This window comes from Paraburkholderia flava (genome assembly GCF_004359985.1).
Taxonomy (GTDB): domain Bacteria; phylum Pseudomonadota; class Gammaproteobacteria; order Burkholderiales; family Burkholderiaceae; genus Paraburkholderia; species Paraburkholderia flava.
Map to the genome: position 1 here is coordinate 405,929 of NZ_SMRO01000002.1, position 23,266 is coordinate 429,194.

Consider the following 23,266-nt stretch of genomic DNA (forward strand, 5'->3'; position numbering starts at 1 on the left):
GACCCGATGCCAAACCGCGCTTTCCCTCATATGTTCGGCGATCTCGGGCGCGATTTTGGTCAGCCCGTGATGCTGTGGCAGAGCGGCTTGCTGATCGGCATGCTGCTGCTCGCGTGGCTGCTTGCACGCCAGCTGCGCGGGCTGCTCGAGCGACGTCGCGAGAGTCGCTATCAGGCGGTGCGCTTCGGCGCGGAGAGTTTGAATCGGGCGCTGTTTCCGTTGCTCGGCGGCGTGCTCGTGTCGATCGCGCGGGCGATCGCGAGCCCGTTCATGCACACGGCGCTGCTCGATCTCGCACTCGTGCCGCTGTTCGGGATCGCGCTGATCTACATCGCGTTCTACGTCGCGCGGCGCGTGTTCGGCTCGGACGGGCAGACGCACGTGTGGCTGTTCCTGTTCGAGAAGTTCGTGTCGATCGTGGTGTGGGTCGGCATGGTGCTAACCGTGATGGGCATCCAAGACGACATGATCGGCTGGATGGCGAGCGTGCGTTTTCCCGTCGCGAATACGCACATGACGCTGCTGTCGCTCGTCACCGGCCTCCTGTGGGTGTGCGTGACGATGATCGTCGCGATGTGGCTCGGCTCAACGTTCGAAGACCGGCTGATGCGGTCGAAAACACTCGATGCGAACCTGAAGGTGGTGCTCGCGCGCGTCGGCCGGGCGCTCTTCATGCTGGCCGCGGTGCTGATCAGTCTGTCGCTGGTCGGCATCGACATCACGGTGCTCGGTGTGTTCGGCGGTGCGCTCGGTGTCGGGCTTGGTTTCGGCTTGCAGAAGATCGCGAGCAACTATGTGTCCGGCTTCATCATCCTGATCGACCGCTCGCTGCGGCTCGGCGACACGATCAACGTCGGCGGTCTGCAGGGCATGGTCACGCAGATCCGCACGCGTTATACGGTGGTGCGCGGGCTCGACGGCAACGAAACGCTGATCCCGAACGAGAAGCTGATCACCGACGTCGTGCAGAACCAGTCGTCGTATCTGACGCGCGGCTATGCGAAGGCCGCGGTGCAGGTGGCCTACACGTCAGACGTCGAGCACGCGATGGCATTGCTGGTCGAAGCGACGCAGGGCGTGAGCCGCGTGCTGCAGGAGCCCGTGCCGACGCCATATCTCGTGAGCTTCGGTTCCGACGGGATCAATCTCGAACTCGGTTTCTGGATCGAAGATGCGGCGACCGGCACGTCGTCGGTGCGCTCGGCGGTGAACCGCAACATCTGGCGGCTGTTCGTCGAACACGGCATTTCGATCCCGTATGCGCAGCGCGAAGTGCGCATCGTCGGCGGGGGCAGCGACATCCTGTCGCAGGCGGTAACTATGACCGGCGCGGCTGCGAATGAAGCGAGTCCGCCGGGCAACGCCCCGCCGGAGCCGGCTGCGCGTTGATGCGTGCGGCGCGGGCGCCTGGGCGTGGCGGTTTTTTTATTCTGCGCAGGCGTTCCGCCCTTGATACATAACAAAAAAATCCCCATTTGTTACAAAGACTTGGAACGGTTCTAGTAAAATGCCGTCCAATCCCCGACGTATGCTTTCACTTTCTTGACACCCTTTCTTGACACCCGTCTCGTACGGATGTTTTTTCGAGCCACAGGTAAACGACCTTGCTGAACTCCTCGCTTGATTTCCTGGCCCATGGCCTGCTGCACTTCTCGTGGTGGCAGATCGTGCTGTTCGCACTGGCGATGACGCACGTGACGATCATCGGCGTGACGGTGTATCTGCATCGTCACCAGGCGCATCGCGCGCTCGATCTGCATCCGGCAGTGAGTCACTTTTTCCGCTTCTGGCTGTGGACGACCACCGGCATGCTGACTGGCCAGTGGGCCGCGATTCACCGCAAGCACCACGCGAAGTGCGAAACCGAAGAAGACCCGCATAGCCCGCAGACGCGCGGCATCTGGAAGGTGCTGCTGGAAGGCGCCGAACTCTATCGCAGCGAAGCGAAGAACGAAGAGACGATGCGCAAGTTCAGTCACGGCACGCCGAACGACTGGATGGAACGCAACGTCTATTCGAAGTACCCGATTCTCGGCATCAGCCTGATGATGGTCCTCGACGTCGCGTTGTTCGGTATCGTCGGTCTGAGCGTGTGGGCCGTGCAGATGATCTGGATTCCGTTCTGGGCCGCCGGCGTGGTTAACGGTCTCGCGCACTTCTGGGGCTACCGCAACTTCAACTCGGCCGACGCGAGCACCAACATTTTCCCGTGGGGCATCCTGATCGGCGGCGAAGAACTGCACAACAACCACCACACGTATGCGACGTCCGCGAAGCTGTCGAACAAGTGGTTCGAGTTCGATATCGGCTGGATGTATATCCGCATCCTGTCCGCGTTCCGTCTCGCGAAGGTGAAGAAGATCGCACCGACGCCGCGTCTGTCGACCGGCAAGCTCGTGCTCGACCAGGACACGCTGCAGGCCGTGCTGGCCAATCGCTATGAAGTGATGGCGAGCTACGGGAAGGCGCTCAAGCGTGCGTATCGCCAGGAACTCGCGCATCTGAAGGAAGTGGGCGCGCGTGAAAAGTATCAGCTGATGCGCAGCGCGCGCGGCTGGTTCCACAAGGAAGAGTCGGGTCTCGACGAACCACAGAAGCGTCAGCTGCCGCAGATCTTCGCGAACAGCCAGAAGCTGCGCACGTATATCGAACTGCGTAGCGAACTGGCTTCGATGTGGGAGCGTTCGAACGCATCGCGCGAACAGCTGCTCGTGCAGTTGCAGGACTGGTGCCATCGCGCCGAACAGAGCGGCATCAAGGCGCTGCAGGAATTCGCGACGCGACTGCGCCGCTACGCCTGAGCAGAAATCCTTTAGAATTTCAGCACGTCAAAAAACCCCGCGTTGGCGGGGTTTTTTCTTTTGGTGGCCGCCCGCACGTTGCGCACAATGCACGTTGCGCTGCCGGCTGCGCAGTGCAGAGGTGACTCATGAATCAGATGATCAGGAGTGTCGAATACGATCGGCCGCAGGGACTGACGTGCGGTATAGGCGAAGCGTGGGCGAAGGTGCCCGATGCGCCGTCGGCGGAAGAAAGGGCCGCGCTTAAAGCACGTATCCGTGCGCTGCTGGTGCGCGAGAAAGCCGTGCTTGTCGCGCACTACTACGTTGATGCCGAACTGCAGGAACTCGCCGACGAAACCGGCGGCTGCGTTGCCGATTCGCTGGAGATGGCGCGCTTCGGCCGCGATCACGACGCGCAGACGCTGGTCGTCGCGGGCGTGCGTTTCATGGGCGAGACCGCGAAGATCCTGAGCCCGGGCAAGCGCATCCTGATGCCCGATCTCGACGCCACGTGTTCACTCGATCTCGGTTGTCCCGCCGACGAATTCTCCGCATTCTGCGATGCACATCCGGACCGCACGGTGGTCGTGTATGCGAATACGAGCGCGGCGGTGAAGGCACGCGCGGACTGGATGGTGACGTCGTCGATTGGTCTCGAGATCGTCGCCGATCTGCATGCGCGCGGCGAGAAGATTCTGTGGGCGCCGGACCGTCATCTGGGTGGCTACATCCAGAACAAGACCGGCGCGGATATGTTGCTGTGGCAGGGCTCGTGTCTCGTGCACGACGAGTTCAAGGGCATCGAGCTCGATCTGCTGCGCGCCGAATATCCGCACGCGAAAGTGCTCGTGCATCCGGAGTCGCCAGCGGGCGTCGTCGCGCTGGCCGATGTGGTCGGCTCGACGACTCAGCTGATCGACGCGGCACAGCGGCTCGACGCGACGCATTTCATCGTCGCGACCGACCTCGGCATCCTGCATAAGATGCGGCTCGCGGCACCGGGCAAGACGTTCATCGAGGCACCGACTGCGGGCAACAGCGCGACGTGCAAGAGTTGCGCGCACTGTCCTTGGATGGCGATGAACGGACTCGCCAATCTCGCCGACGTGCTTGAGCGCGGTCATAACGAGATTTTCGTCGATCCGGCTATCGGCGAGCGCGCGAAGCTTCCGATCGACTGGATGCTCGACTTCGCCGCACGTCATAAGAAGCGGGTGCAGACGAGTGGAGATCTGGCGCGCGATGGTGCGTTGTTTTCGAACGTTGGGGCCGCGTGATGTTTGTGTCTCGTTGACGCGTAGGCCGTACACGTTCGCGCGTTTCATCATTGGATGGAAGAAGGCCATCGCATTTTGCGATGGCCTTTTTTGTTCGAGTGCGTCAGAGGTTGCGGTTGCGTACTCGCTCCGGCGATAACACTGTCGGTAGCGCCTTCGGCAACGTAGCTGGCCAGTCGCGGCTGAAATGCAGCCCGCGGCTTTCGCGTCGCGAGCGCGCACTGTCGACGATCAGCGATGCAACGTCGACCAGATTGCGCAGCTCGAGGAGGTCTCGACTCACGCGGAAGTTCGCGTAGAACTCGTGGATCTCGTCGCGCAGCATCGACAGACGATGTTTCGCGCGCGCGAGCCGCTTGTCGGTTCGCACGATCCCGACGTAATTCCACATCAGGCGACGCAGTTCGTCCCAGTTGTGCGCGACGACCACTTCTTCGTCGGGATCGGACACGCGGCTTTCGTCCCAGTCCGGCAGCGGTGCATGGGCCGCGCCGCAGAAACCTTCTTCCTCGATTGCGGCGGCGGCCGAGCGGCCGATCACGATGCATTCGAGCAGTGAATTGCTCGCGAGCCGGTTCGCACCGTGCAGTCCGGTGCACGACGTCTCGCCGACCGCATACAGACCGGTGAGGTCGGTCCTGCCGGCCAGATCGGTGACGACACCGCCGCACGTGTAGTGCGCGGCCGGCACGACCGGAATCGGCTCTTTAGTGATGTCGATGCCGAACTCGCGGCAGCGCGCGAGGATCGTCGGAAAATGCTCTTCGAGAAACGCCGTCGGCTGATGACTGATGTCGAGATACACGCAGTCGATGCCGCGCTTCTTGATCTCGAAGTCGATCGCGCGCGCGACGACGTCGCGCGGGGCGAGTTCGGCGCGCTCGTCGTGGGCCGGCATGAAGCGCGTGCCGTCGGGCAGCTTCAGAACGCCGCCTTCGCCGCGCACCGCTTCCGAAATCAGAAACGACTTGGCGTACGGATGGAACAGGCAGGTCGGATGAAACTGGATGAACTCCATGTTCGACACGCGACAGCCGGCGCGCCATGCCATCGCGATGCCGTCGCCGGTCGCAGTGTCGGGGTTCGTCGTATAGAGATAGACCTTGCCGGCGCCGCCCGTGGCGAGCACCGTGTGCGGCGCTTCGATCGTGACGGTGCGGCCGTTCGCGAGGTTGAGCGCGTACAGGCCGTGACAGCGACGCCCGGGCAGACCGAGTCGGTCCGACGTGATCAGGTCGATCGCGTAGTGATCCTCGAGCAGTGTGATGTTTGGATGGCGCCGTACCTGTTCGCTGAGCGTCGCGACGACCGCGTGGCCGGTCGCGTCGGCGGCGTGAATGATGCGGCGATGGCTGTGGCCGCCTTCGCGGGTCAGATGGAAGCCAAGCTCGGCGGCGTCGTCTTTCGTGAAGGGCACGCCTTGCGCGATCAGCCAGTCGATCGCGGCGCGGCCGTGCTCGACGATGAAACGCGTCGCTGCTTCGTCGCACAGACCTGCGCCGGCGACGAGCGTATCGCGGACGTGATTGTCGACGCTGTCGGTCGAATCGAGCACGGCCGCAATGCCGCCTTGTGCCCAGTCGCTCGCGCCTTCGGTCAACGAGCGTTTTGCGATCACCGCGACACGTCGCGTTTCCGCCAGATTCAGCGCGACACTCAGACCTGCGAGCCCGCTGCCGACAATCGCCACATCGAAATTCATCCGCTGCTTCTCCGTCTCTTGCTGTTATTGCGACGAGTGTGACTGCGTGCCGCGCGTCCCGACGAACGAAAGAGCATACGCGCGGGGGCGGGCGAGGGAAAGTGTGAGAGGAGGTGAACTAGAAAACGCGAACGAGAAAACAAAAAGCCCCGCAGAAGCGGGGCTTTTTTCGATACAGCAGAAACCAGGATTATTTGATCTTGGTTTCTTTGTACGCCACATGCTTGCGGGCGACGGGATCGAACTTCGAGATCTCCATCTTTTCCGGCATGTTGCGCTTGTTCTTCGTCGTCGTGTAGAAGTGACCCGTGCCTGCAGTCGATTCCAGCTTGATCTTGTCGCGTGCGCCCTTGGCCATGATTTACTCCTTACACTTCACCGCGTGCGCGCAGATCTGCGAGCACGGTGTCGATGCCGTTCTTGTCGATCAGGCGCAGGCCGGCGTTCGAAACGCGCAGACGCACCCAACGGTTTTCGGTTTCAACCCAGAAACGGCGGTTTTGCAGATTCGGGAGGAAACGACGCTTGGTCTTGTTGTTCGCGTGGGAAACGTTGTTGCCGCTCATCGGCGCTTTCCCAGTTACTTGGCATACGCGTGCCATGAGAGCACTCCTAATACGCTTAAATTCTGAGTTCGAATGCTGCGAAAGTTTCCGGAAAGCGAAGGCACCGATAATCGGCACTTTCTCAAGGTTTTCGGAAGACCTCGATCAGCTTCAGAACAGGGGTTGGAAAGAAGCAAACCGCGATTCTAGCAGAAAAAAAGCCGAAAAATCAAACCTTATTTGCGGACCGGAAGCGGGCGGCCTGGTCGCTAAACATGGTGTCTGTGGGGCGGCGAAGGCTCACGACAGGCCCGCGCGGGCAAACGAGAACGTCTCCTGCGCGCCGACAATTAAATGATCGATCAACTGCACGTCGATCAGCGCCAGCGTTTCGCGCAGCATGCGGGTGAGCCGCCGGTCGCTGGCGCTCGGTTTGACCGCGCCGGACGGGTGATTATGCGCCACGATCAGCCCGGCCGCGTTCAACGCAAGCGTCCGCCGGACGATTTCACGCGGATACACCGCCATGCGCGTCAACGAGCCTCGCGAACTCTCCTCGGAGCGGATCAGCCGGTGCCGCGCATCGAGAAACAGGCTGACGAACACTTCATACGGACGTGTGCCGATCAGCAGCCGGAGATAATCCTCAACTGCTTCTGGTGAGTCAATCAGTGGACGTTCGCGGATTTTTTCGGCGAGCGCGCGCCGCGCGGTTTCCAGAATGGCGAGCAACTGCGCGGTCTTGGCCGGCCCGATGCCGCGAATCCCGCCGAAATCGCCGGGTGTCGCATCGAGCATCGCGCGCAATGAGCCGAAGCGGGACAACAGCGCGCGGGCGAGTTCGAGCACGTTTTGCCCGGGCAGCCCGCAGCCGAGTACCAGCGCAATGAGTTCGACGTCCGTCAACGAGCCGGGCCCCGCTTCGAGCAGGCGCTCGCGCGGCATGTCGCGATAGGCGGGCTTGCGGGTGCGGCGTGCAGTCGCAGGGGCGGGTGGGCTGCTGATTGACACCACAGTGGCGGATCTCCGGACAGCCGCCACTGTAGTGACCGCGGTGGCCGACGCGTCGGTCACTGTGTCGACCGTGGCGTCTTCATGCAAATGGAGGTTGTCGTTCATACGTGACCCTTGTGAGTAGGGGCGATGTCCAGCGTGCGGCGACGGGCGCACGGCCGGGGTGGGATATGTGGTTTACAATGACGCCTTTGCGCGTCGCGCCGCATTGCGCGCGCCGTATGCATCGACAGCGCCGACGGCGCGTCCTGACTGAATGAGTACCGCATGAGCATCATCGACATTTCCGAAGTGAAAGCCGGTTCGCACGTGACGCTTCACTACCGGCTTTCTCTCGCCGATGGCGCCGACATCATCAATACGTTCGCCGACAAGCCGGCGACGTTGCTATTGGGCGCGGGGCAACTGGCTCCGCCGCTCGAAGACATTCTGCTGGGGTTGAAGGTGGGCCACCACTCGACCTTTCAGCTAGCGCCCGGTGCCGCATTCGGTCCGCGCAATCCGGAGCTGATCCAGCGCGTGTCGCTCGCGACGCTGCGCGAAAACAGCATGATCGGTGAGGATTTTTCGCCGGGCGATCTCGTCGAATTCAATGCACCTGGCGGCGGACGCTACGCGGGCGTGCTGAAAGAAGTCGGCGAAACGTCCGCCCTGTTCGATTTCAATCACCCGCTCGCCGGCCAGCCGCTGGCGTTCGAAGTGAAAATCATCGGGATTCTGTAAATATCATGAGCACCACGGACACGACCCTCGCCGAAACCGAAATCCTGCTGGCGCAGCCGCGCGGATTCTGTGCCGGCGTCGACCGGGCGATCGAGATCGTCGAGCGCGCCATTCAGTTGCACGGTTCGCCGATCTACGTACGACACGAGATCGTCCACAACGCGTACGTCGTCGAAGACCTGCGCAAGAAGGGCGCGATTTTCATCGAGCAGCTCGAAGAGGTGCCCGCCGGCAATACCGTGATCTTCAGCGCGCACGGCGTGTCGAAGGCGGTGCGCAGCGAGGCGGAATCGCGCGGGCTGCGTGTGTATGACGCGACCTGTCCGCTCGTGACCAAGGTGCACATCGAAGTCGCGAAGATGCGTCAGGACGGCTTCGACATCGTGATGATCGGCCACAAGGGCCATCCCGAAGTGGAAGGCACGATGGGGCAGACGGGCGAGGGCATGTACCTCGTTGAAGATATCGAAGACGTGCAGGCACTGTCGCTCGCGGACCCGGAGCGGATCGCATTCGTCACGCAGACCACGCTGTCCGTCGACGACGCCGCCGAAATCATCGGCGCGCTGAAGTCGAAATACCCGTCGATCCGCGAGCCGAAGAAGCAGGACATCTGCTACGCCACGCAGAATCGTCAGGACGCCGTGAAGTTCATGGCGCCGCAGTGCGACGTGGTGATCGTCGTCGGCAGCCCGAACAGCTCGAATTCGAACCGGTTGCGCGAAGTGGCCGAGAAGCGCGGCATTCCCGCCTATATGGTCGACTCGCCGACCCAGATCGACCCCGCGTGGATCGTCGGCAAGCGACGCATCGGCGTGACGGCCGGCGCGTCCGCGCCCGAAGTGCTCGCGCAGGCGGTGATCGCCAGGCTGCACGAACTCGGCGTGCGCAACGTGCGTGCGCTCGAAGGCATCGAGGAAAACATCGCGTTTCCGCTGCCGCGCGGGCTGGGTTTGCCAGCCTGACCCGCACGGATCGGCAACTTCGACAAATGATCAAGCGCGCTTCGGCGCGCTTTTTTATTGGCCTTCGCTCTCCGTTGCCGCTTTGAAGCCTGTAAAGGCGATGAAAAAATTAAGGGGCGCATCATCAAAAAGGACACTTCGACAGGCGTTTGCAGCCTTCATTTTTGAAGCAAACACGATTATTTCAGCGCCTTTCAACTCACTCGATCCCCATTTTCGTATAAATCGGCTGTTCACTGGATTTTTGGCGGCTGAAACTCCGGCCCATGGAAGCATTGGTTCAGAGCGAGTTCGCTTCAACAGGCGCGCGACTCCGCCGGACGCGGCCGCAACACTTGATGACGATCATCTCCGGCACGGTGCAACTGATGCGCGAAAAGCAGGCGCAACCAGGTTGCACTGATATCCGGAGTTGAGTCTCAAAATCAGGTTGCAATGCAGGAAAACCCTGCCGGCTCAATATATTGGCCGCCGCATAATTGGAGTTACAATGCGCGCGTTCTGAAGCCCTGTGGGCCTTGGAATATCGGATTTTGCAAGGCGCAGGAGACCAGTCAATGCGAGTCAGGTTTGCTCACGCGGAGTCCGTCGCAGCCGCGGTTGCACTGTTGACCGCATGCGGCAAGAAAAGTGATGGCGAAGCGGGTAACGGTGTGTCGACGGCGATGGCTGCGGCAGTGCCGGCAGGCAGTGCGACGGTGGTGAAGATCGGCCATGCGGCTCTTTTGACGGAGCCCATCGCGCATCTCGGCAACGACAACGAAAATGGGGCGCGGTTGGCGGTCGAACAAATCAACGCACAGGGTCGGACGGTCGACGATCGCTGCATCGGGTTGCAACCCGATGCGCGGCACGGCGTGATCGCTCCGCAAGCGGCGCAGGACAACGTTGCGTATCAAGCGACGAACGACCGCGCCGTCCTCACGAAGATCAGCAGCGCTCAGCCGGACGGGATTCTGTCCGGCGGAATGAACGCGCCGGGCGAGCCGTTTACGAAGCAGGCGGCACCCGGCATCGGGGCACAAATCCTTGGCGGCGACGGCGTGTGTACCGACAAGGTAGGGGAGCCGGCGAATCTCGCCGCGCAGAACCTGATCCGTTTGAAAGCAGGATTCGCGCTTTCGACTATGGACAAGGGAGCCGGTTTCGAAAAGAAGTCCGGCAACCGCATTCACATGCCGGCGCGGATTGACGCGCCGTTCGCGTACGACGCCCTGCACGCGAACGTCGATGCAATGAAGCGCGCCCGCTCGATCGAGGCGCACGGGGTACTCGCTGCGATGTCGTTCACCGCTATCGCAGGCGAAGACAACGGCGCTTCGAAAGAAGGCGCGATTACGCTTTACGACTTCAAGGACGGCAAGAAAGCGGTCCTCGACGCCGTGAAGATGTAAGACGGGACGTACCAACGTGACGGCACCGAACCATCCCACGGTGCCGTTTTTGCATCCGCTGACGGCAAGCCCGCGACCGCACCCCGGTCGCACGGCGCGACGGGAGCGGATAACCCTTACCGGTCTTTTACATCAGTACCCGCAGTGCCGTTGCGATTCCCCGACTCATCGCCGCCCACCGGCCGATGACGAACGTGAATCCAGTCGCACGGGCTAAGGAGCTTTAAATGGATATTTTCATCCAGCAGATCCTCAATGGACTGGTGCTTGGCAGCGTCTACGCCATCATCGCACTGGGCTACACGATGGTTTACGGGATTCTCGGCATCATCAACTTCGCTCACGGCGACGTCCTGATGGTGGGCGCAATGGTGGCGCTGTCGGCCATCGGAGTCCTGCATAACCATTTCCCCGGGCTAGGCAATGTGCCGACGCTCATCATCGCGCTGGTGATTGCCGCCGTGGTCTGCGCCGTGGTCGGTTATGCGATCGAACGGATTGCGTACCGGCCGCTGCGCAAGGCACCGCGTCTCGCACCGCTGATCACCGCGATCGGCGTATCGATCCTGCTTGAGACGCTCGCGATGATGATCTGGTCGCGCAACCCGCTGCCGTTTCCGCAACTGCTGCCGACCGATCCGATCAACGTGATCAAGGCCACCGACACGACGCCCGGCGCCGTGATATCGATGACCGAAATCGTGATCATCGTCGTCGCGTTCCTCGTGATGGCCGGTCTGCTGCTGCTGGTTCACAAGACGAAGCTCGGCCGCGCGATGCGGGCGATCGCCGAGAATCCCGGCGTCGCGAGCCTGATGGGCGTGAACCCGAACTTCGTGATCTCGGCGACCTTCATGATCGGCTCCGCGCTCGCCGCGCTGGCCGGTGTGATGATCGCGTCCGAGTACGGCAACGCGCACTTCTACATGGGCTTCATCCCGGGTCTCAAGGCCTTTACCGCGGCGGTGCTCGGCGGTATCGGCAATCTCGGCGGCGCAATGGTGGGCGGGGTGCTGCTCGGGCTGATCGAACAGCTGGGTGCGGGGTATATCGGCAATCTGACGGGCGGCGTGTTCGGCAGTAACTATCAGGACGTGTTCGCATTCGTCGTGCTGATCATCGTGCTGGTGTTCCGTCCGTCGGGTCTGCTCGGCGAACGCCTTGCGGATCGAGCGTAAGAAGGAGACAGGCAAAATGACGTCCATTCAACCGATCGAGCCGTCCACGACGCTCATTCCCGAGAAGAACGCGGCCAAAACCCTCATCGTCGGCATCGTGATCGCGGTGATGGTGCTCGCCGCGCCGATGGTCATCGGCGCTGTCGGCGGCAACTACTGGGTCCGCGTGCTCGACTTCGCGATGCTGTACGTGATGCTCGCGCTCGGCCTCAACGTGGTGGTCGGCTTTGCCGGCCTGCTCGACCTGGGCTATATCGCGTTCTATGCGATCGGCGCGTATGTCGCGGCGCTGCTGTCGTCGCCGCATCTGACCACCCAGTTCGCGTGGATCGCCGCGCTGTTCCCCAACGGCCTGCACGCACCGATCTGGGTGGTCGTGCCGGTCGCGATGGCGCTGGCGGCCCTCTTCGGGATCCTGCTCGGTGCGCCGACGCTGCGTCTGCGAGGCGACTACCTCGCGATCGTGACACTCGGCTTCGGGGAAATCGTCCGGATCTTCATGAACAACCTCGACCGTCCGGTGAACATCACCAACGGGCCGCAGGGGATCACCGGCATCGATCCGATCCGCGTCGCGGGCTTCAATCTTTCGCAGACTCATACACTGTTCGGCTTCACGTTCACGACCGTGTACATGTATTACTACCTGTTCGTGCTGTGCGCGCTACTGGTGATCTGGGTCTGTACGCGTCTGCAGCACTCGCGTATCGGCCGTGCATGGGCCGCGATCCGCGAAGACGAAGTCGCCGCGAAGGCGATGGGCATCAACACCCGTAACGTGAAGCTGCTGGCATTCGCGATGGGCGCGTCGTTCGGCGGTCTGTCGGGTGCGATGTTCGCGGGCTTCCAGGGCTTCGTGTCGCCGGAATCGTTCACGTTCTGGGAGTCGGTCGTGGTGCTCGCGTGCGTGGTGCTCGGCGGCATGGGTCACATCCCCGGCGTGATTCTCGGCGCGGTGCTGCTGTCCGTGTTCCCCGAATTCCTGCGCTCGACGATGGGTCCGCTGCAGAACGCGATCTTCGGTCACCAGATCGTCGACACCGAAGTGATCCGTCAGCTGCTGTACGGTCTCGCGATGGTGCTGATCATGCTGTACCGGTCGGAAGGGTTGTGGCCGTCGCCGAAGCACGAAGACAAGATCGCGAAGTTCGCGAAGCGCAGCGGCAAGAAGCCGGTGCGTGCGTAACGGACTAGAGAGGACACTATGAGCGACAACATTCGACTGTCCGTCAAGGGCGTCAACAAACGCTTCGGCGGGCTGCAAGCCTTGTCCGACGTCGGTATCGAAATCAATGCGGGGCAGATTTACGGATTGATCGGTCCGAACGGTGCCGGCAAGACGACGTTCTTCAACGTGATCACCGGGCTCTACACGCCGGATTCCGGCGAGTTCAAGCTCGACGGCGAGAACTACACGCCGACCGCGGTGTACCAGGTCGCGAAGGCCGGCATTGCGCGTACGTTCCAGAACATCCGTCTGTTCGGTGGCATGACCGCGCTGGAAAACGTGATGGTCGGCCGCCACGTGCGCACGCGCCACGGACTCATCGGCGCGGTGTTCCAGACCCCGTCTGAACGCAGGGAAGAGCGCGAGATCAAGGAACGTGCGATTGAGCTGCTCGACTACGTCGGCATCGCGCAGTACGCGGACTACACGTCGCGCAATCTGTCGTACGGCCACCAGCGGCGTCTCGAGATCGCGCGTGCACTCGCGACCGATCCGAAGCTGCTCGCACTCGACGAACCGGCCGCCGGCATGAACGCGACGGAGAAGGTCGAGCTGACGAGACTGCTCGACAAGATCCGTTCGGACGGCAAGACGATCCTGCTGATCGAGCACGACGTGAAGCTGGTGATGGGCCTGTGCAATCAGATGACAGTGCTCGATTACGGCAAGGTGATCGCCCAGGGGCTGCCGCAGGACGTGCGGAAAGACCCGAAGGTGATCGAGGCATATCTGGGTGCAGGAGTCCACTGATGGCTACGGCAATGTTGAAAATCAAGGGCCTGCAGGTCAACTACGGCGGCATCCAGGCGGTGAAGGGCGTGGACCTCGAGGTCGCGCAGGGCGAGCTGGTCACGCTGATCGGCGCGAACGGCGCGGGCAAGACGACGACCATGAAAGCGATCACCGGGCTGAAGCCTTATTCGGCCGGCGACATCGAGTACATGGGCCAGTCGATCCGCAATGTCCCCGCGCATGAACTGCTCAAGCGTGGTCTTGCGATGGTGCCGGAAGGCCGCGGCATCTTCGCGCGGATGTCGATCATCGAGAACATGCAGATGGGCGCGTACCTGCGCAACGACACCGACGGCATCAAGAAGGACGTCGACCGGATGTTCGGCTTCTTCCCGCGTCTGAAGGAGCGTGCATCGCAATACGCGGGCACGCTGTCGGGCGGCGAGCAGCAGATGCTGGCGATGGCGCGCGCGATCATCAGCAAGCCGAAATTGCTCTTGCTCGACGAACCGTCGATGGGTCTGTCGCCGATCATGGTCGAGAAGATCTTCGAAGTGGTGCGCGAAATCTCGAAGGAAGGGATCACGATCCTGCTCGTCGAGCAGAACGCGCGTCTCGCGTTGCAGGCCGCGAATCGCGGCTACGTGATGGACTCGGGCACGGTGACGATGTCCGGCGACGCGAAGCAGATGCTCGAAGATCCGAAGGTGCGCGCCGCGTATCTGGGCGAGTGATTCTGCTGGATCGTTAGCGAGTGCCTGGGTTGTTTGCTCCGGCGCACGAAAAAGCCGCATGCGAAAAAAATCGCATGCGGCTTTTTCTTTTGCGGCCTGCAGTGTTGCAGGCAGGCCGCGATCACACTATAAAAAATCAGGCCGCCACCCCGAGCCGCTTGCCGAAGCTGATCACCTCATCGGCACGATAGCCGATCGACTCATAAAACGCGCGCACGTCGGCACGCGACGACAGCACCTGCAGGTTCAGCTTCGGACAGCCGCGCGCGGTCAGCGCCGCTTCCACGTGCGCGACGAGTTGCGTGCCGATGCCGAGCCGGCGCTGCGCCGGATCGACCGCGAGCGAATACAGCCAGCCGCGATGGCCGTCGTAGCCGCCCATCACCGTACCGATCACACGTCCTTCCTGTTCGGCGACGAAGAACAGCTCGGGCTGCGTTGCGAGCTTGTTCGCAATCGACAGGCGCGGGTCGCGGTGCGGCTTGTCCGGGTTCCGGTACTCGGGGAACACCTGTTGCCACAACGCGATCACGGCTTCGGTATCGCGTGCATCGAAGTAGCGGATCGAAACGATGTCGGTCATCGACGGCGCTCCGGCAATCACAGCGAGTCGAGCACAGTGCGCAGCATCGCGAGCATCTGGTCGATCTCGTCGCGCGTCACGTTCAGCGCCGGCATGAAGCGCAGCAGGTTGGGGCGCGCGGCGTTCAGCAGCAGGCCGTCCGGTTGCATCAGGCGCGCCTTCTCGACGATCTGCGGACCGATATCCTTGCCGAGCAGTAGCGCGCGCAGCAGCCCTTCGCCGCGTTCGCCGGCAAAGCCGCGTTCTTCCGACAGTTCGAGCAGCTTCGTGCGCAGATACTCGCTGCGCTCGCGCACGCCTTCGAGAAAACCGGGCGCCGTGAGCTGCGAGATCACCGAGTAGCCGACCGCCGTCATCAGCGGATTGCCGTTGTACGTGCCGCCCTGATCGCCGGCCTCGAACACTTCTACTTCTTTCTTCGCGAGCAGCGCGGCGAGCGGCACGCCACCGCCGATGCCCTTGCCGAGCGTCATGATGTCCGGCTCGATGTCCGACAGTTCGTACGCGAACAGTGTGCCGGCACGGCCGCAGCCGCTCTGCACTTCATCGACGATCAGCAGGAGGCCGTGCTTCTTTGTCAGCGCGCGCAGCTGCTGCATGAATTCTTTGGTCGCCGGAATCACGCCGCCTTCGCCCTGGATCGGTTCGAGCATCACGGCGACGGTCTTGCCGGTGATCAGCTTTTCAACCGATTCGATGTCGTTCAGATCGGCTTTCGGAAAGCCCGGCACCTGCGGCGCGTAGATCGTGTCCCAGCCCGGCTTGCCGCTCGCCGACATCGTCGCGAGCGTGCGGCCGTGGAAGCTGTGATCGAACGTGATGATCTCGTACGCGCCGTCGCGGAATTTGCGGCCCCACTTGCGCGCGAGCTTGATCGCACCTTCGTTGGCTTCCGCGCCGCTGTTCGTGAAGAACACCTTGTCGAAGCAGCTGTTCTCCGTGAGCAGGTTCGCGAGCTGCGCCATCGGCGCGTTGTAGAACGCCGGCGACGGGTTGATCAGCTGACGGGCCTGCTTGTCCAGCGCTTCGATCATGCCTTCGTTGCAGTGGCCGAGACTGTTCACGGCCCAGCCCTGGATGAAGTCGAGATATCGCTTGCCTTCGTTGTCGTAGATCCACGACCCCTTGCCATGCGTGAAAACGATTTCGGGCCGGTTCGTGATGTACATCAACGACTCGATCGGATACTCATTGAAATTCATGGCGACAGACTCCAGGCGATGCGGATGGAAAGGGCCGGCAAAGGGCGGTTAATCAAGGAACAGCGAAACGTGAGACAAAAATACAAAAAGCCACGGCATGCCGTGGCTTTCATGATTCGAACTGCGTGCGCCTGAACGGCGCGAATCCGTGACGAGCCAGCGGCGCCCCTAGGGGGACGGCGAGCGGCGACGTCGAAGTTCGGACTGGATGCGGTTCATGCGCGAAAGAATACGACAACGCGCGCGCTCATGTAAACCATGAATTTCGCGCGCTGAGTCGATTTCCTCTTCGTGGCCCTTTCAGACCGGGTTCGCCAGATCCGCGGCGCTGGTGAACGAGTCCGCGTAGAACTCGTCTTCCGGCAGCCGGTGATGCTGGGTGAAATCGCGCTGCGCCGACTCGACCATCACCGGTGCACCGCATGCGTACACCTGATAGCCGGACAAGTCTGGCAGATCCTCGATGACGGAGCGATGAACGAAGCCCGTGCGGCCGGTCCACGCATCGCTCGGGTCCGGCTCGGACAGCACCGGTACGAAGCGGAAGTTCGGCACGTCTTTCGCCCACTGCTCGGCGAGCTCGAGCAGGTACAGATCCTTCTTGCGGCGCGCGCCCCAGTACAGCGTCATCGGCCGGTCGATCTGCTGGAATATCGCGTGTTCGATGATCGCCTTCAGCGGTGCGAAGCCGGTGCCCGAGCCGAGCAGCACGATCGGCTTGTCGGAGTCTTCGCGCAGGAAGAACGTGCCGAGCGGTGCCTCGAAGCGCAAGATGTCGCGCTCTTTCATCGCGCCGAAGACGTGGTCGGTGAACGTGCCGCCGGGCATGTGCCGGATGTGCAGTTCAATCGGACCTTCGCTGTGCGGCGCGCTTGCCATCGAATAGCTGCGGCGCTTGCCGTCCTTCAGGATGAATTCGAGGTACTGGCCCGCGAGATACTGCAGGCGTTCGTTCGCCGGCAATTGCAGTTTCAGCACGACGACGTCGTCGGCCTTGCGCTCGATCGCGTTCACGCGGCACGGCAGCTTCTTCACCTGCACGTCACCGACGCCGGCCACTTCGCGGACGTCGATCTCGAGATCGGTGAGCGGCGTCGCGCAGCAGAAGAGCGCCATGCCGCGGGTTTTTTCATCGTTCGACAATGCCGACGACGAATGCGCGCGCTGCGCGACTTCGCCGCTGACGAGCGTGCCCTTGCACGAACCGCACGCGCCGTTCTTGCAGCCGTACGGAAGACCGATGCCCTGGCGAAGCGCGGCGGTCAGCACGGGTTCATCGGGTTCCACCTGAAACTGCCGGCCGCTTTGCCGGAGCGTGACGTTAAATGCCATAGAGAAAGATCAGATCGAAGAGTCGGTAATCGGTGCGCGCCGTTCGCGACGGCTACAATGCGTCCACCATGAAAGTCACACGAAAACTGCGCCGCCCGCGCGTACTGATTGTCGGATGCGGCGACGTCGGCATGCGTTGCGCCGAACAACTGCAACCGCGCGCACGCGTCGTCGCGCTGACCACCCAGCCCGCGCGATGTGCCGAACTGCGTGCCGCCGGTGTGACGCCGGTGGTCGGCGACCTCGACGTGCGCCGTTCGCTCGCGCGGCTCGCGGGACTTGCGCCGACTGTACTGCACCTGGCGCCGCCGCAGAAAACCGGCGACGACGACCGCCGCACGCGCGCATTGCTTGCCGCATTGAATACCCGCCGGACCAGTCCCGCACGTGCTGCCGCGAGCGTGCCGGTGGCGCGTTTGCGACGCCTGTGCATGGCGCAGATGGAGCGCGAAACAGGCGCTATTGTACCCGACGGGGTAGCCCGGATTTCCCTGTGGAGAACCCCGCCTAAAGTGGTCTACGCGAGCACGACGGGCGTGTACGGCGACTGCGGCGGCGCACGGATCGACGAGACGCGGCCGGTGCGGCCGGCCAATCCGCGCGCGTTGCGGCGCGTGTCGGCCGAGCGCCAGTTGCGGCGCGCAACTGCTCGCGGCGCGGCGCGTGCGTGCATCGCGCGGATTCCCGGCATCTATGCGGCGAACCGTCTGCCGCTCGCGCGGCTCGAGAAGCGCACCCCGGCGCTGATCGATGCGGACGACGTCTACACGAGCCATATCCACGCCGACGATCTCGCGACGATCCTCGTCCGCATGACGACGCACGGTCGCACCGCGCGCGTGATTCACGCGTCGGACGACAGCGAGATGAAGATGGGAACGTACTTCGATCGGGTAGCCGATGCGTACGGACTCGCACGCGCACCGCGCATCGCACGCGATGAAGCGGAACAGCAACTCGATCCGATGCTGCTGTCGTTCATGCGCGAGTCGCGCCGGCTCATCAACACGCGTTTGAAGCGCGAGCTGCGGGTGCGGCTGCGTTATCCGAGTGTCGACGATTTTCTGCGGACCGAGACCCGGACAAAGATCTAGACGCAGCGCGCGCAGGGTCGAACGACGTCGCCGGACAGCGACGTCTGATCCCGATCACGCATCACACGTTGGCGCTTCCCGCGCCGATGCATCACGTCAATGCGGGCAGTGCTTCGAGTAGCAGGAAGCAGAGCATCGCACCGATCAGCGCACCGATCAGGTTTGGATGATATTGATGCCTTAGATGCATCGCGGTCAGCAAGCCACCGACCAGAATCGCGCCTAGACCTGTGAACGCAAGCATCACGAACGAGATCTCAAAATTGCCGATAGTTATCATGGCGCCCCCTCCTTGATTCCTTTGTAATGTTTGTTAATCAAGTATAGGGCGCACGGTCAGTAAGGGCATGCTGCGGCGCAGTGAGAAAGCGCCGCGAACGGACGCTCGATCGGCCCCGGGCCTTGCTCTGGCGGGCTTTTGCACGGCAATTGGGGCGCGCTAGATGTTTACCCCCTCAGTAAATTTCCTGAAGGATTCTGGCCTGGTGTAGCGCGATTTCAGCCCGGCGAGATTCAACCGCCCCGCAACGCCGCGAGCTGCGCATCGTCGAGCCATTGCCATGTCCCTTCGGCGAGCGTCGAAGGCAACGCGAGGCCACCAATCCGCTCGCGATGCAGCGCGTCGACGCGATTACCCGCCGCCGCGACCATCCGCTTCACCTGGTGGTACTTGCCTTCGAGCACGCTCAGTTCGAGCACGTGCGAATCGCGTGCGCGTGCGTCGACGGCCTGGATCGGTTTCGCTTCGCCATGCAGCAGCACGCCGGCGCGTAACGCATCGAGTTGCGCATCGTCGAGCGCGTGACGCGTCGTCGCGATGTAGGTCTTCGGCACCTTGCGTTTCGGCGATGTGAATGCGTGGACGAACTGGCCGTCGTCGGACAGCAGCAGCAAGCCGGTCGTGTCCTGATCGAGCCGTCCGACACACTGCACACCGCGCGTGATGAACGGCGCCGGCAGCAGACTGAATACGCTCTGATGATGTTGCGGATCGCGCGAGCATTCGTAACCCGCGGGCTTGTTGAGCAGCAGATACACGCGCTCGCGATACGGCCAGAGCGTGCCGTCGACAGAGAACGTCAGCATGTCGGTTGCGATCTGCGCATCGGCGTCGTCGCATGCGATGCCGTCGATCGCCACGCGACCTTCCGCGATCAGCGCGCGGCACTGACGTCGCGAGCCGAAGCCCTGGGTGAAGAGAACGCTTTCGAGATTCATGAAGAGAGAAGGGCAGCTGGAGCGATAGGTGCAGTGATGCGCGCCCGCATTTTACCCGGGACACGTCGCGCCTCTCTCGACCGCCGACCGTCACGCTAATACCCCGCCGACACCGCGAATAACACCGCAAGAACCGGAGCGCGACGCACCAGCCATCCAGCGACGATAACCCCATCGTCACTGGAGATCATCGATGAACGCTTCGCAACCGATCCTGCCGTCCGCATTCCAGCGGCTCGCGTGGTCCAATCTCGCCGCGCAGTCAGCGGAACAGATCAGTCTCGCGGCCGCGCCGCTCGTCGCCGTGTTCGCACTCGGCGCAACCGCGCGCGATACCGGCCTGCTGCAAACCGCGCAGACACTGCCGTTCCTGTTGCTGTCGATCCCGCTCGGAATCTGGGCCGACCGCCGCTCGCGCCGCAACTTGATGACCGTTGCCGAAGCGGTCCGCGTGCTCGCGATGGTGGCCGTGCTGCTGCTGATCAGCATGCATGCACTGTCGTTGCCGCTGCTCGCGATGCTCGGTTTTCTCGGCGCGACGGGCACCGTTGCCTACAGCGTCGCGGCACCCGCACTCGTGCCTTCGCTCGTACCGCGCGAGGCGTTCGCTGCTGCCAACGGCCGCATCGAACTCGCACGCAGCGTCGCGTATTCGGCGGGGCCGGCGGTGGGCGGGTTGCTCGTCGGCTGGATCGGCGCGGGCTGGGCATATGGTTGCGCGGCGGCGCTGTCGGCACTCGCCGTCGCGCTGCTCGCTGGATTGCGCGAACCGGCACGCACGCAGGCCGCGCAGCGCCATTTCATGCTCGAGCTACGCGACGGCGCGAGCTTCGTCCTGCGCGATCCGCTGCTGCGTCCAATGCTTGCCACCGCCGTGTTCTTCAACATCGGCTTCTTCACGCTGCAGTCGATGTACGTGCCGTATGCGGTGCATCGGCTGGCGCTGTCCGCTTCGGCGGTGGGCGTGACGCTCGGCGCGTATGGCGTCGGCATGGTGTGTGGTGCGCTATCGGCGTCCGCGGTCGCGCGACGGCTCACGTTCGGCCGCATGCTGACGATCGGTCCCGCGTGCGGTCTGCTCGCATCGTTGGTGATGGTCGCGACGATCGCCGTGCCGTCGTTCTGGCTCGCCGCGCTCAGCTTTTTCCTGCTCGGCGTCGGCCCGATCCTGTGGACAGTCGGTTCGACCACGCTGCGCCAGGCCGTCACGCCCGAGCGGATGATGGGTCGCGTATCGGCGATCAACAGCACGGCCACATACGGCGCGCGGCCGCTCGGTGCATTGCTCGGCGCGGCGATCAGCGCGCACTGGGGGATGGAAGCGTGTCTGGTTGCAGCCGCCGTCGCGTTTCTGCTGCAGGCGCTGATCATCGTGAGGTCGGCGGCCGCGCGGCTCTCGCGTATTCCCGAGCAAGGCGCCGCAGCCTGCTGAAAGAGCGGGACGAAGGACGACGCGACATGCATAAGCATCGTCCGGACAAACCCTCGAAGATGAAAATGAATTTTTTTCGGATGGATTTCCATGTAAATATTATTTCATCTCATTATTGTGCCGCTGCTGCACCGCCTGGCTCCGATGATTCATCACCCGCCCGTTGTTTCCCGTTCCGCCGAGCAGGCGATCGCCGCACGCATCGCGGCCGCGATGCCGAGCCTCACGCCGATTCACCGGCGCATGGGCGACTACGTGCTGACCAATCTGTTTCGCGCGGCCACGATGCGGATCGACGAATTGGCGAGTGTCGTCGGCGCGTCGGTGGCGACGGCGAACCGCTTTGCGCGCGCGCTCGGTTTCGACGGCTATCCGCAGTTTCGCGAGGCGCTCGTGCGCGGATTCGAAGCGACACTCGCGCCGGTCGAGCGATTACGCACCGCGCAGGAATCGGCGGCGGCCGGCAACGATATCGTCGATACGTCGCTGGAACAGGCCGCGAATAATCTGCAGGCCACGCGCATTTCCGTCGACAGCGCCGTTGCCAAAGCCGCCGTCGAAGCGATCGTCGCCGCGCGCCGTGTCTTCGTGCTCGGCTACGGCGCCAGCGCGTTTCTCGCGGGTCTGATGGAGCACGGCCTGACGCCGTATCACGACAACGTGCAGTTGCTCGCGCTGATGGGCGGACCGTCGCATGCGGCACGGCGGCTGTTCGCTTCGAACGAAGGCGATCTCGTGATCGGCATCGCGTTTCCGCGCTACGTCGAAGACACGATCAAACTCGCGCGGCGCGCGGCAAGCCGTGGCGCCCGCATCCTCGCGCTCACCGACAGCCCGCGTTCGCCGCTCGCGCAATTCGCCGATCTCTCGCTGTATATCCGTACCGACCGGCGCCTCGCGTCGAATGCCGATTCAGCCGTGCTTGCTGTGATCGAAGCGCTGTGCGATGCGGTCGCGTATCGATCGGAACGCTCGGTGAAAGCCGCGGCCGAAGTCAGCGAATTCGTGTTGCCGTGGCTGATCGATCCGCAAGCCGAGGCCGCCTCCGCAACAGGCCAGCGCGCCACACGCGCCGCACCCCGTACTCCACGCACCAACAAAACCAAACGATGAACTCCAACGCAGTCATTGCCATTCACGGCGGAGCCGGGACCATCCTGCGCGCGTCGATGTCGGCCAGCGCCGAAGCCGATTACCACGCCGCGCTGCACGACGTGCTGAGCGCCAGTCAACGTGTGCTCGGCGAAGGCGGCAGCGCACTCGACGCCGTCAGCGAAGCCGTGCGTCTTCTCGAAGACTGTCCGCTCTTCAATTCGGGTCACGGCGCGGTCTACACAGCGGCCGGCACGCACGAACTCGACGCCGCGATCATGGACGGCAGCACGCTCGACGCCGGTGCGATCTGCTGCGTGAAGCGCGTGCGCAATCCGATCCTGGTTGCGCGGCGCGTGCTCGAACGCAGCGAGCATGTGCTGTTCACCGGCGAAGGCGCGGAAGCCTTCGCGGCGGCACAGGGCTTCGAATTCGTCGATCCGGAATACTTTCATACCGATGCGCGTCACCGGCAATGGCTGCTCGCACGCGATCGTCCGCCGATGCTCGATCACGACGGCGCCGCGCTTGCCGCGACGTCCTCTTCGAACAACGACGACGACCCCACACCGCACGAACCGATCGATCCGAATCGCAAGTTCGGCACCGTCGGTGCGGTCGCGCTCGACCGGCACGGTCACGTTGCCGCCGCGACGTCGACGGGTGGCATCACGAACAAGCAGGTAGGCCGGGTCGGCGATACGCCGCTGATCGGTGCGGGCTGCTATGCGGACGACGCGACCTGCGCAGTGTCGACCACCGGCTCGGGCGAGATGTTCATGCGGATGGTCGCGGCCTACGACGTCGCTGCGCAGATGGCCTATCGCAACGTGTCGCTGCAGGAAGCAGCCGACGACGTCGTGATGAATCGCCTGCCCAGGATCGCGGGCCGCGGCGGTCTGATCGCCGTCGATGCGCGCGGCAACGTCGTGCTGCCGTTCAACACCGAAGGGATGTATCGCGGTTATGCACGACCGGGCGAAACGCCGGTGACGGCGATCTACCGCTAGTCGATGCGAAACCACGCTGCACGACGCA

Annotated in this window: 23 protein-coding genes; 14 read left to right on the plus strand and 9 right to left on the minus strand. The window is 63.0% G+C overall.

Annotated features, from left to right (window positions below):
- Positions 1-6: 6 nt before the first annotated feature.
- The 3 genes from E1748_RS13150 to nadA all read left to right on the plus strand — a co-directional run bounded on the left by E1748_RS13150 (position 7) and on the right by nadA (position 4,060).
- A complete protein-coding gene (locus tag E1748_RS13150; protein ID WP_133647675.1) occupies positions 7-1,389 on the plus strand; it encodes a mechanosensitive ion channel family protein in 1,383 nt (460 codons plus the stop codon).
- 215 nt (positions 1,390-1,604) lie between these two features.
- On the plus strand, positions 1,605-2,801 hold the full coding sequence (locus E1748_RS13155; protein WP_133647676.1) for a DesA family fatty acid desaturase: 1,197 nt from the start codon (positions 1,605-1,607) through the stop codon (positions 2,799-2,801).
- 128 nt (positions 2,802-2,929) lie between these two features.
- Positions 2,930-4,060, plus strand: coding sequence for a quinolinate synthase NadA (nadA, locus tag E1748_RS13160; RefSeq protein WP_133647677.1), 1,131 nt, complete (start codon positions 2,930-2,932; stop codon positions 4,058-4,060).
- 103 nt (positions 4,061-4,163) lie between these two features.
- On the opposite strand, the gene nadB is transcribed toward nadA, so the two are convergent.
- From nadB to radC, 4 genes are all read right to left on the minus strand, one after another.
- Positions 4,164-5,762, minus strand: coding sequence for an L-aspartate oxidase (gene nadB, locus E1748_RS13165; RefSeq protein WP_133647678.1), 1,599 nt, complete (start codon positions 5,760-5,762; stop codon positions 4,164-4,166).
- 190 nt (positions 5,763-5,952) lie between these two features.
- Complete coding sequence (rpmG, locus tag E1748_RS13170) at positions 5,953-6,120, minus strand: 50S ribosomal protein L33 (protein WP_133647679.1); 168 nt, start codon at positions 6,118-6,120, stop codon at positions 5,953-5,955.
- A gap of 10 nt (positions 6,121-6,130) precedes the next feature.
- A complete protein-coding gene (rpmB, locus tag E1748_RS13175; RefSeq protein ID WP_133647680.1) occupies positions 6,131-6,364 on the minus strand; it encodes a 50S ribosomal protein L28 in 234 nt (77 codons plus the stop codon).
- Between the two features lie 243 nt (positions 6,365-6,607).
- Positions 6,608-7,426: a RadC family protein gene (radC, locus tag E1748_RS13180; protein WP_133647681.1), complete on the minus strand. Its 819-nt coding sequence runs from the start codon at positions 7,424-7,426 to the stop codon at positions 6,608-6,610.
- Positions 7,427-7,588: 162 nt separating this feature from the next.
- Here radC and E1748_RS13185 point away from each other — a divergent pair, with 162 nt between their 5' ends.
- From E1748_RS13185 to E1748_RS13215, 7 genes are all read left to right on the plus strand, one after another.
- The gene (locus tag E1748_RS13185; RefSeq protein WP_133647682.1) at positions 7,589-8,044 is read left to right on the plus strand and encodes an FKBP-type peptidyl-prolyl cis-trans isomerase; all 456 of its coding nucleotides are present in this window, start codon (positions 7,589-7,591) and stop codon (positions 8,042-8,044) included.
- A 5-nt stretch (positions 8,045-8,049) separates the two neighbouring features.
- A complete protein-coding gene (gene ispH, locus E1748_RS13190) occupies positions 8,050-9,009 on the plus strand; it encodes a 4-hydroxy-3-methylbut-2-enyl diphosphate reductase (protein WP_133647683.1) in 960 nt (319 codons plus the stop codon).
- A 557-nt stretch (positions 9,010-9,566) separates the two neighbouring features.
- A complete protein-coding gene (locus E1748_RS13195; RefSeq protein WP_133647684.1) occupies positions 9,567-10,403 on the plus strand; it encodes a type 1 periplasmic-binding domain-containing protein in 837 nt (278 codons plus the stop codon).
- A 227-nt stretch (positions 10,404-10,630) separates the two neighbouring features.
- Positions 10,631-11,581 carry a branched-chain amino acid ABC transporter permease gene (locus E1748_RS13200; protein WP_133647685.1) on the plus strand — a complete coding sequence of 317 codons (951 nt, stop codon included), beginning with the start codon at positions 10,631-10,633 and terminating at the stop codon, positions 11,579-11,581.
- Positions 11,582-11,597: 16 nt separating this feature from the next.
- Positions 11,598-12,767, plus strand: a complete 1,170-nt coding sequence (locus E1748_RS13205) for an ABC transporter permease subunit (RefSeq protein ID WP_133647686.1) — start codon at positions 11,598-11,600, stop codon at positions 12,765-12,767.
- Positions 12,768-12,785: 18 nt separating this feature from the next.
- Positions 12,786-13,559: an ABC transporter ATP-binding protein gene (locus tag E1748_RS13210; protein ID WP_133647687.1), complete on the plus strand. Its 774-nt coding sequence runs from the start codon at positions 12,786-12,788 to the stop codon at positions 13,557-13,559.
- Positions 13,559-14,275: an ABC transporter ATP-binding protein gene (locus E1748_RS13215; protein WP_133647688.1), complete on the plus strand. Its 717-nt coding sequence runs from the start codon at positions 13,559-13,561 to the stop codon at positions 14,273-14,275. The genes E1748_RS13210 and E1748_RS13215 overlap by 1 nt, the downstream gene beginning before the upstream one ends.
- A 136-nt stretch (positions 14,276-14,411) precedes the next feature.
- Here the strand turns inward: E1748_RS13215 and E1748_RS13220 are convergent, their stop codons facing one another.
- The 3 genes from E1748_RS13220 to E1748_RS13230 form a co-directional block, all read right to left on the minus strand.
- Complete coding sequence (locus E1748_RS13220) at positions 14,412-14,858, minus strand: GNAT family acetyltransferase (RefSeq protein ID WP_133647689.1); 447 nt, start codon at positions 14,856-14,858, stop codon at positions 14,412-14,414.
- A 17-nt stretch (positions 14,859-14,875) separates the two neighbouring features.
- Complete coding sequence (locus E1748_RS13225) at positions 14,876-16,060, minus strand: acetylornithine transaminase (protein WP_133647690.1); 1,185 nt, start codon at positions 16,058-16,060, stop codon at positions 14,876-14,878.
- 300 nt (positions 16,061-16,360) lie between these two features.
- Entirely contained in the window at positions 16,361-17,392 is a 1,032-nt protein-coding gene (locus E1748_RS13230) for a CDP-6-deoxy-delta-3,4-glucoseen reductase (protein ID WP_133647691.1), read from the minus strand.
- Positions 17,393-17,460: 68 nt separating this feature from the next.
- On the opposite strand from E1748_RS13230, the gene E1748_RS13235 reads away from it, so the two are divergent.
- On the plus strand, positions 17,461-18,486 hold the full coding sequence (locus tag E1748_RS13235) for an NAD-dependent epimerase/dehydratase family protein (RefSeq protein WP_133647692.1): 1,026 nt from the start codon (positions 17,461-17,463) through the stop codon (positions 18,484-18,486).
- Positions 18,487-18,577: 91 nt separating this feature from the next.
- On the opposite strand, the gene E1748_RS13240 is transcribed toward E1748_RS13235, so the two are convergent.
- Together E1748_RS13240 and E1748_RS13245 are read right to left on the minus strand one after the other, a co-directional pair.
- Positions 18,578-18,766, minus strand: coding sequence for a hypothetical protein (locus E1748_RS13240; RefSeq protein WP_133647693.1), 189 nt, complete (start codon positions 18,764-18,766; stop codon positions 18,578-18,580).
- A 233-nt stretch (positions 18,767-18,999) separates the two neighbouring features.
- Complete coding sequence (locus E1748_RS13245; RefSeq protein ID WP_133647694.1) at positions 19,000-19,704, minus strand: pseudouridine synthase; 705 nt, start codon at positions 19,702-19,704, stop codon at positions 19,000-19,002.
- Between the two features lie 193 nt (positions 19,705-19,897).
- Here E1748_RS13245 and E1748_RS13250 point away from each other — a divergent pair, with 193 nt between their 5' ends.
- The 3 genes from E1748_RS13250 (at position 19,898) to E1748_RS13260 (ending at position 23,238) form a co-directional block, all read left to right on the plus strand.
- Positions 19,898-21,136: an MFS transporter gene (locus E1748_RS13250; RefSeq protein WP_133647695.1), complete on the plus strand. Its 1,239-nt coding sequence runs from the start codon at positions 19,898-19,900 to the stop codon at positions 21,134-21,136.
- A gap of 144 nt (positions 21,137-21,280) precedes the next feature.
- On the plus strand, positions 21,281-22,249 hold the full coding sequence (locus E1748_RS13255; RefSeq protein ID WP_133647696.1) for a MurR/RpiR family transcriptional regulator: 969 nt from the start codon (positions 21,281-21,283) through the stop codon (positions 22,247-22,249).
- The gene (locus E1748_RS13260; protein WP_133647697.1) at positions 22,246-23,238 is read left to right on the plus strand and encodes an isoaspartyl peptidase/L-asparaginase family protein; all 993 of its coding nucleotides are present in this window, start codon (positions 22,246-22,248) and stop codon (positions 23,236-23,238) included. The genes E1748_RS13255 and E1748_RS13260 overlap by 4 nt, the downstream gene beginning before the upstream one ends.
- Positions 23,239-23,266 lie beyond the last annotated feature (28 nt).

Bases quoted from the DNA above. Each gene is read 5' to 3' on its own strand.
- E1748_RS13150 (WP_133647675.1), top strand. From the start codon at position 7: ATGCCAAACCGCGCTTTCCCTCATATGTTCGGCGATCTCGGGCGCGAT.
- nadA (WP_133647677.1), top strand. From the start codon at position 2,930: ATGAATCAGATGATCAGGAGTGTCGAATACGATCGGCCGCAGGGACTG.
- nadB (WP_133647678.1), bottom strand. From the start codon at position 5,762: ATGAATTTCGATGTGGCGATTGTCGGCAGCGGGCTCGCAGGTCTGAGT.
- rpmG (WP_133647679.1), bottom strand. From the start codon at position 6,120: ATGGCCAAGGGCGCACGCGACAAGATCAAGCTGGAATCGACTGCAGGC.
- rpmB (WP_133647680.1), bottom strand. From the start codon at position 6,364: ATGGCACGCGTATGCCAAGTAACTGGGAAAGCGCCGATGAGCGGCAAC.
- radC (WP_133647681.1), bottom strand. From the start codon at position 7,426: ATGAACGACAACCTCCATTTGCATGAAGACGCCACGGTCGACACAGTG.
- E1748_RS13185 (WP_133647682.1), top strand. From the start codon at position 7,589: ATGAGCATCATCGACATTTCCGAAGTGAAAGCCGGTTCGCACGTGACG.
- ispH (WP_133647683.1), top strand. From the start codon at position 8,050: ATGAGCACCACGGACACGACCCTCGCCGAAACCGAAATCCTGCTGGCG.
- E1748_RS13195 (WP_133647684.1), top strand. From the start codon at position 9,567: ATGCGAGTCAGGTTTGCTCACGCGGAGTCCGTCGCAGCCGCGGTTGCA.
- E1748_RS13200 (WP_133647685.1), top strand. From the start codon at position 10,631: ATGGATATTTTCATCCAGCAGATCCTCAATGGACTGGTGCTTGGCAGC.
- E1748_RS13205 (WP_133647686.1), top strand. From the start codon at position 11,598: ATGACGTCCATTCAACCGATCGAGCCGTCCACGACGCTCATTCCCGAG.
- E1748_RS13210 (WP_133647687.1), top strand. From the start codon at position 12,786: ATGAGCGACAACATTCGACTGTCCGTCAAGGGCGTCAACAAACGCTTC.
- E1748_RS13215 (WP_133647688.1), top strand. From the start codon at position 13,559: ATGGCTACGGCAATGTTGAAAATCAAGGGCCTGCAGGTCAACTACGGC.
- E1748_RS13220 (WP_133647689.1), bottom strand. From the start codon at position 14,858: ATGACCGACATCGTTTCGATCCGCTACTTCGATGCACGCGATACCGAA.
- E1748_RS13225 (WP_133647690.1), bottom strand. From the start codon at position 16,060: ATGAATTTCAATGAGTATCCGATCGAGTCGTTGATGTACATCACGAAC.
- E1748_RS13230 (WP_133647691.1), bottom strand. From the start codon at position 17,392: ATGGCATTTAACGTCACGCTCCGGCAAAGCGGCCGGCAGTTTCAGGTG.
- E1748_RS13235 (WP_133647692.1), top strand. From the start codon at position 17,461: ATGAAAGTCACACGAAAACTGCGCCGCCCGCGCGTACTGATTGTCGGA.
- E1748_RS13240 (WP_133647693.1), bottom strand. From the start codon at position 18,766: ATGATAACTATCGGCAATTTTGAGATCTCGTTCGTGATGCTTGCGTTC.
- E1748_RS13245 (WP_133647694.1), bottom strand. From the start codon at position 19,704: ATGAATCTCGAAAGCGTTCTCTTCACCCAGGGCTTCGGCTCGCGACGT.
- E1748_RS13250 (WP_133647695.1), top strand. From the start codon at position 19,898: ATGAACGCTTCGCAACCGATCCTGCCGTCCGCATTCCAGCGGCTCGCG.
- E1748_RS13255 (WP_133647696.1), top strand. From the start codon at position 21,281: ATGATTCATCACCCGCCCGTTGTTTCCCGTTCCGCCGAGCAGGCGATC.
- E1748_RS13260 (WP_133647697.1), top strand. From the start codon at position 22,246: ATGAACTCCAACGCAGTCATTGCCATTCACGGCGGAGCCGGGACCATC.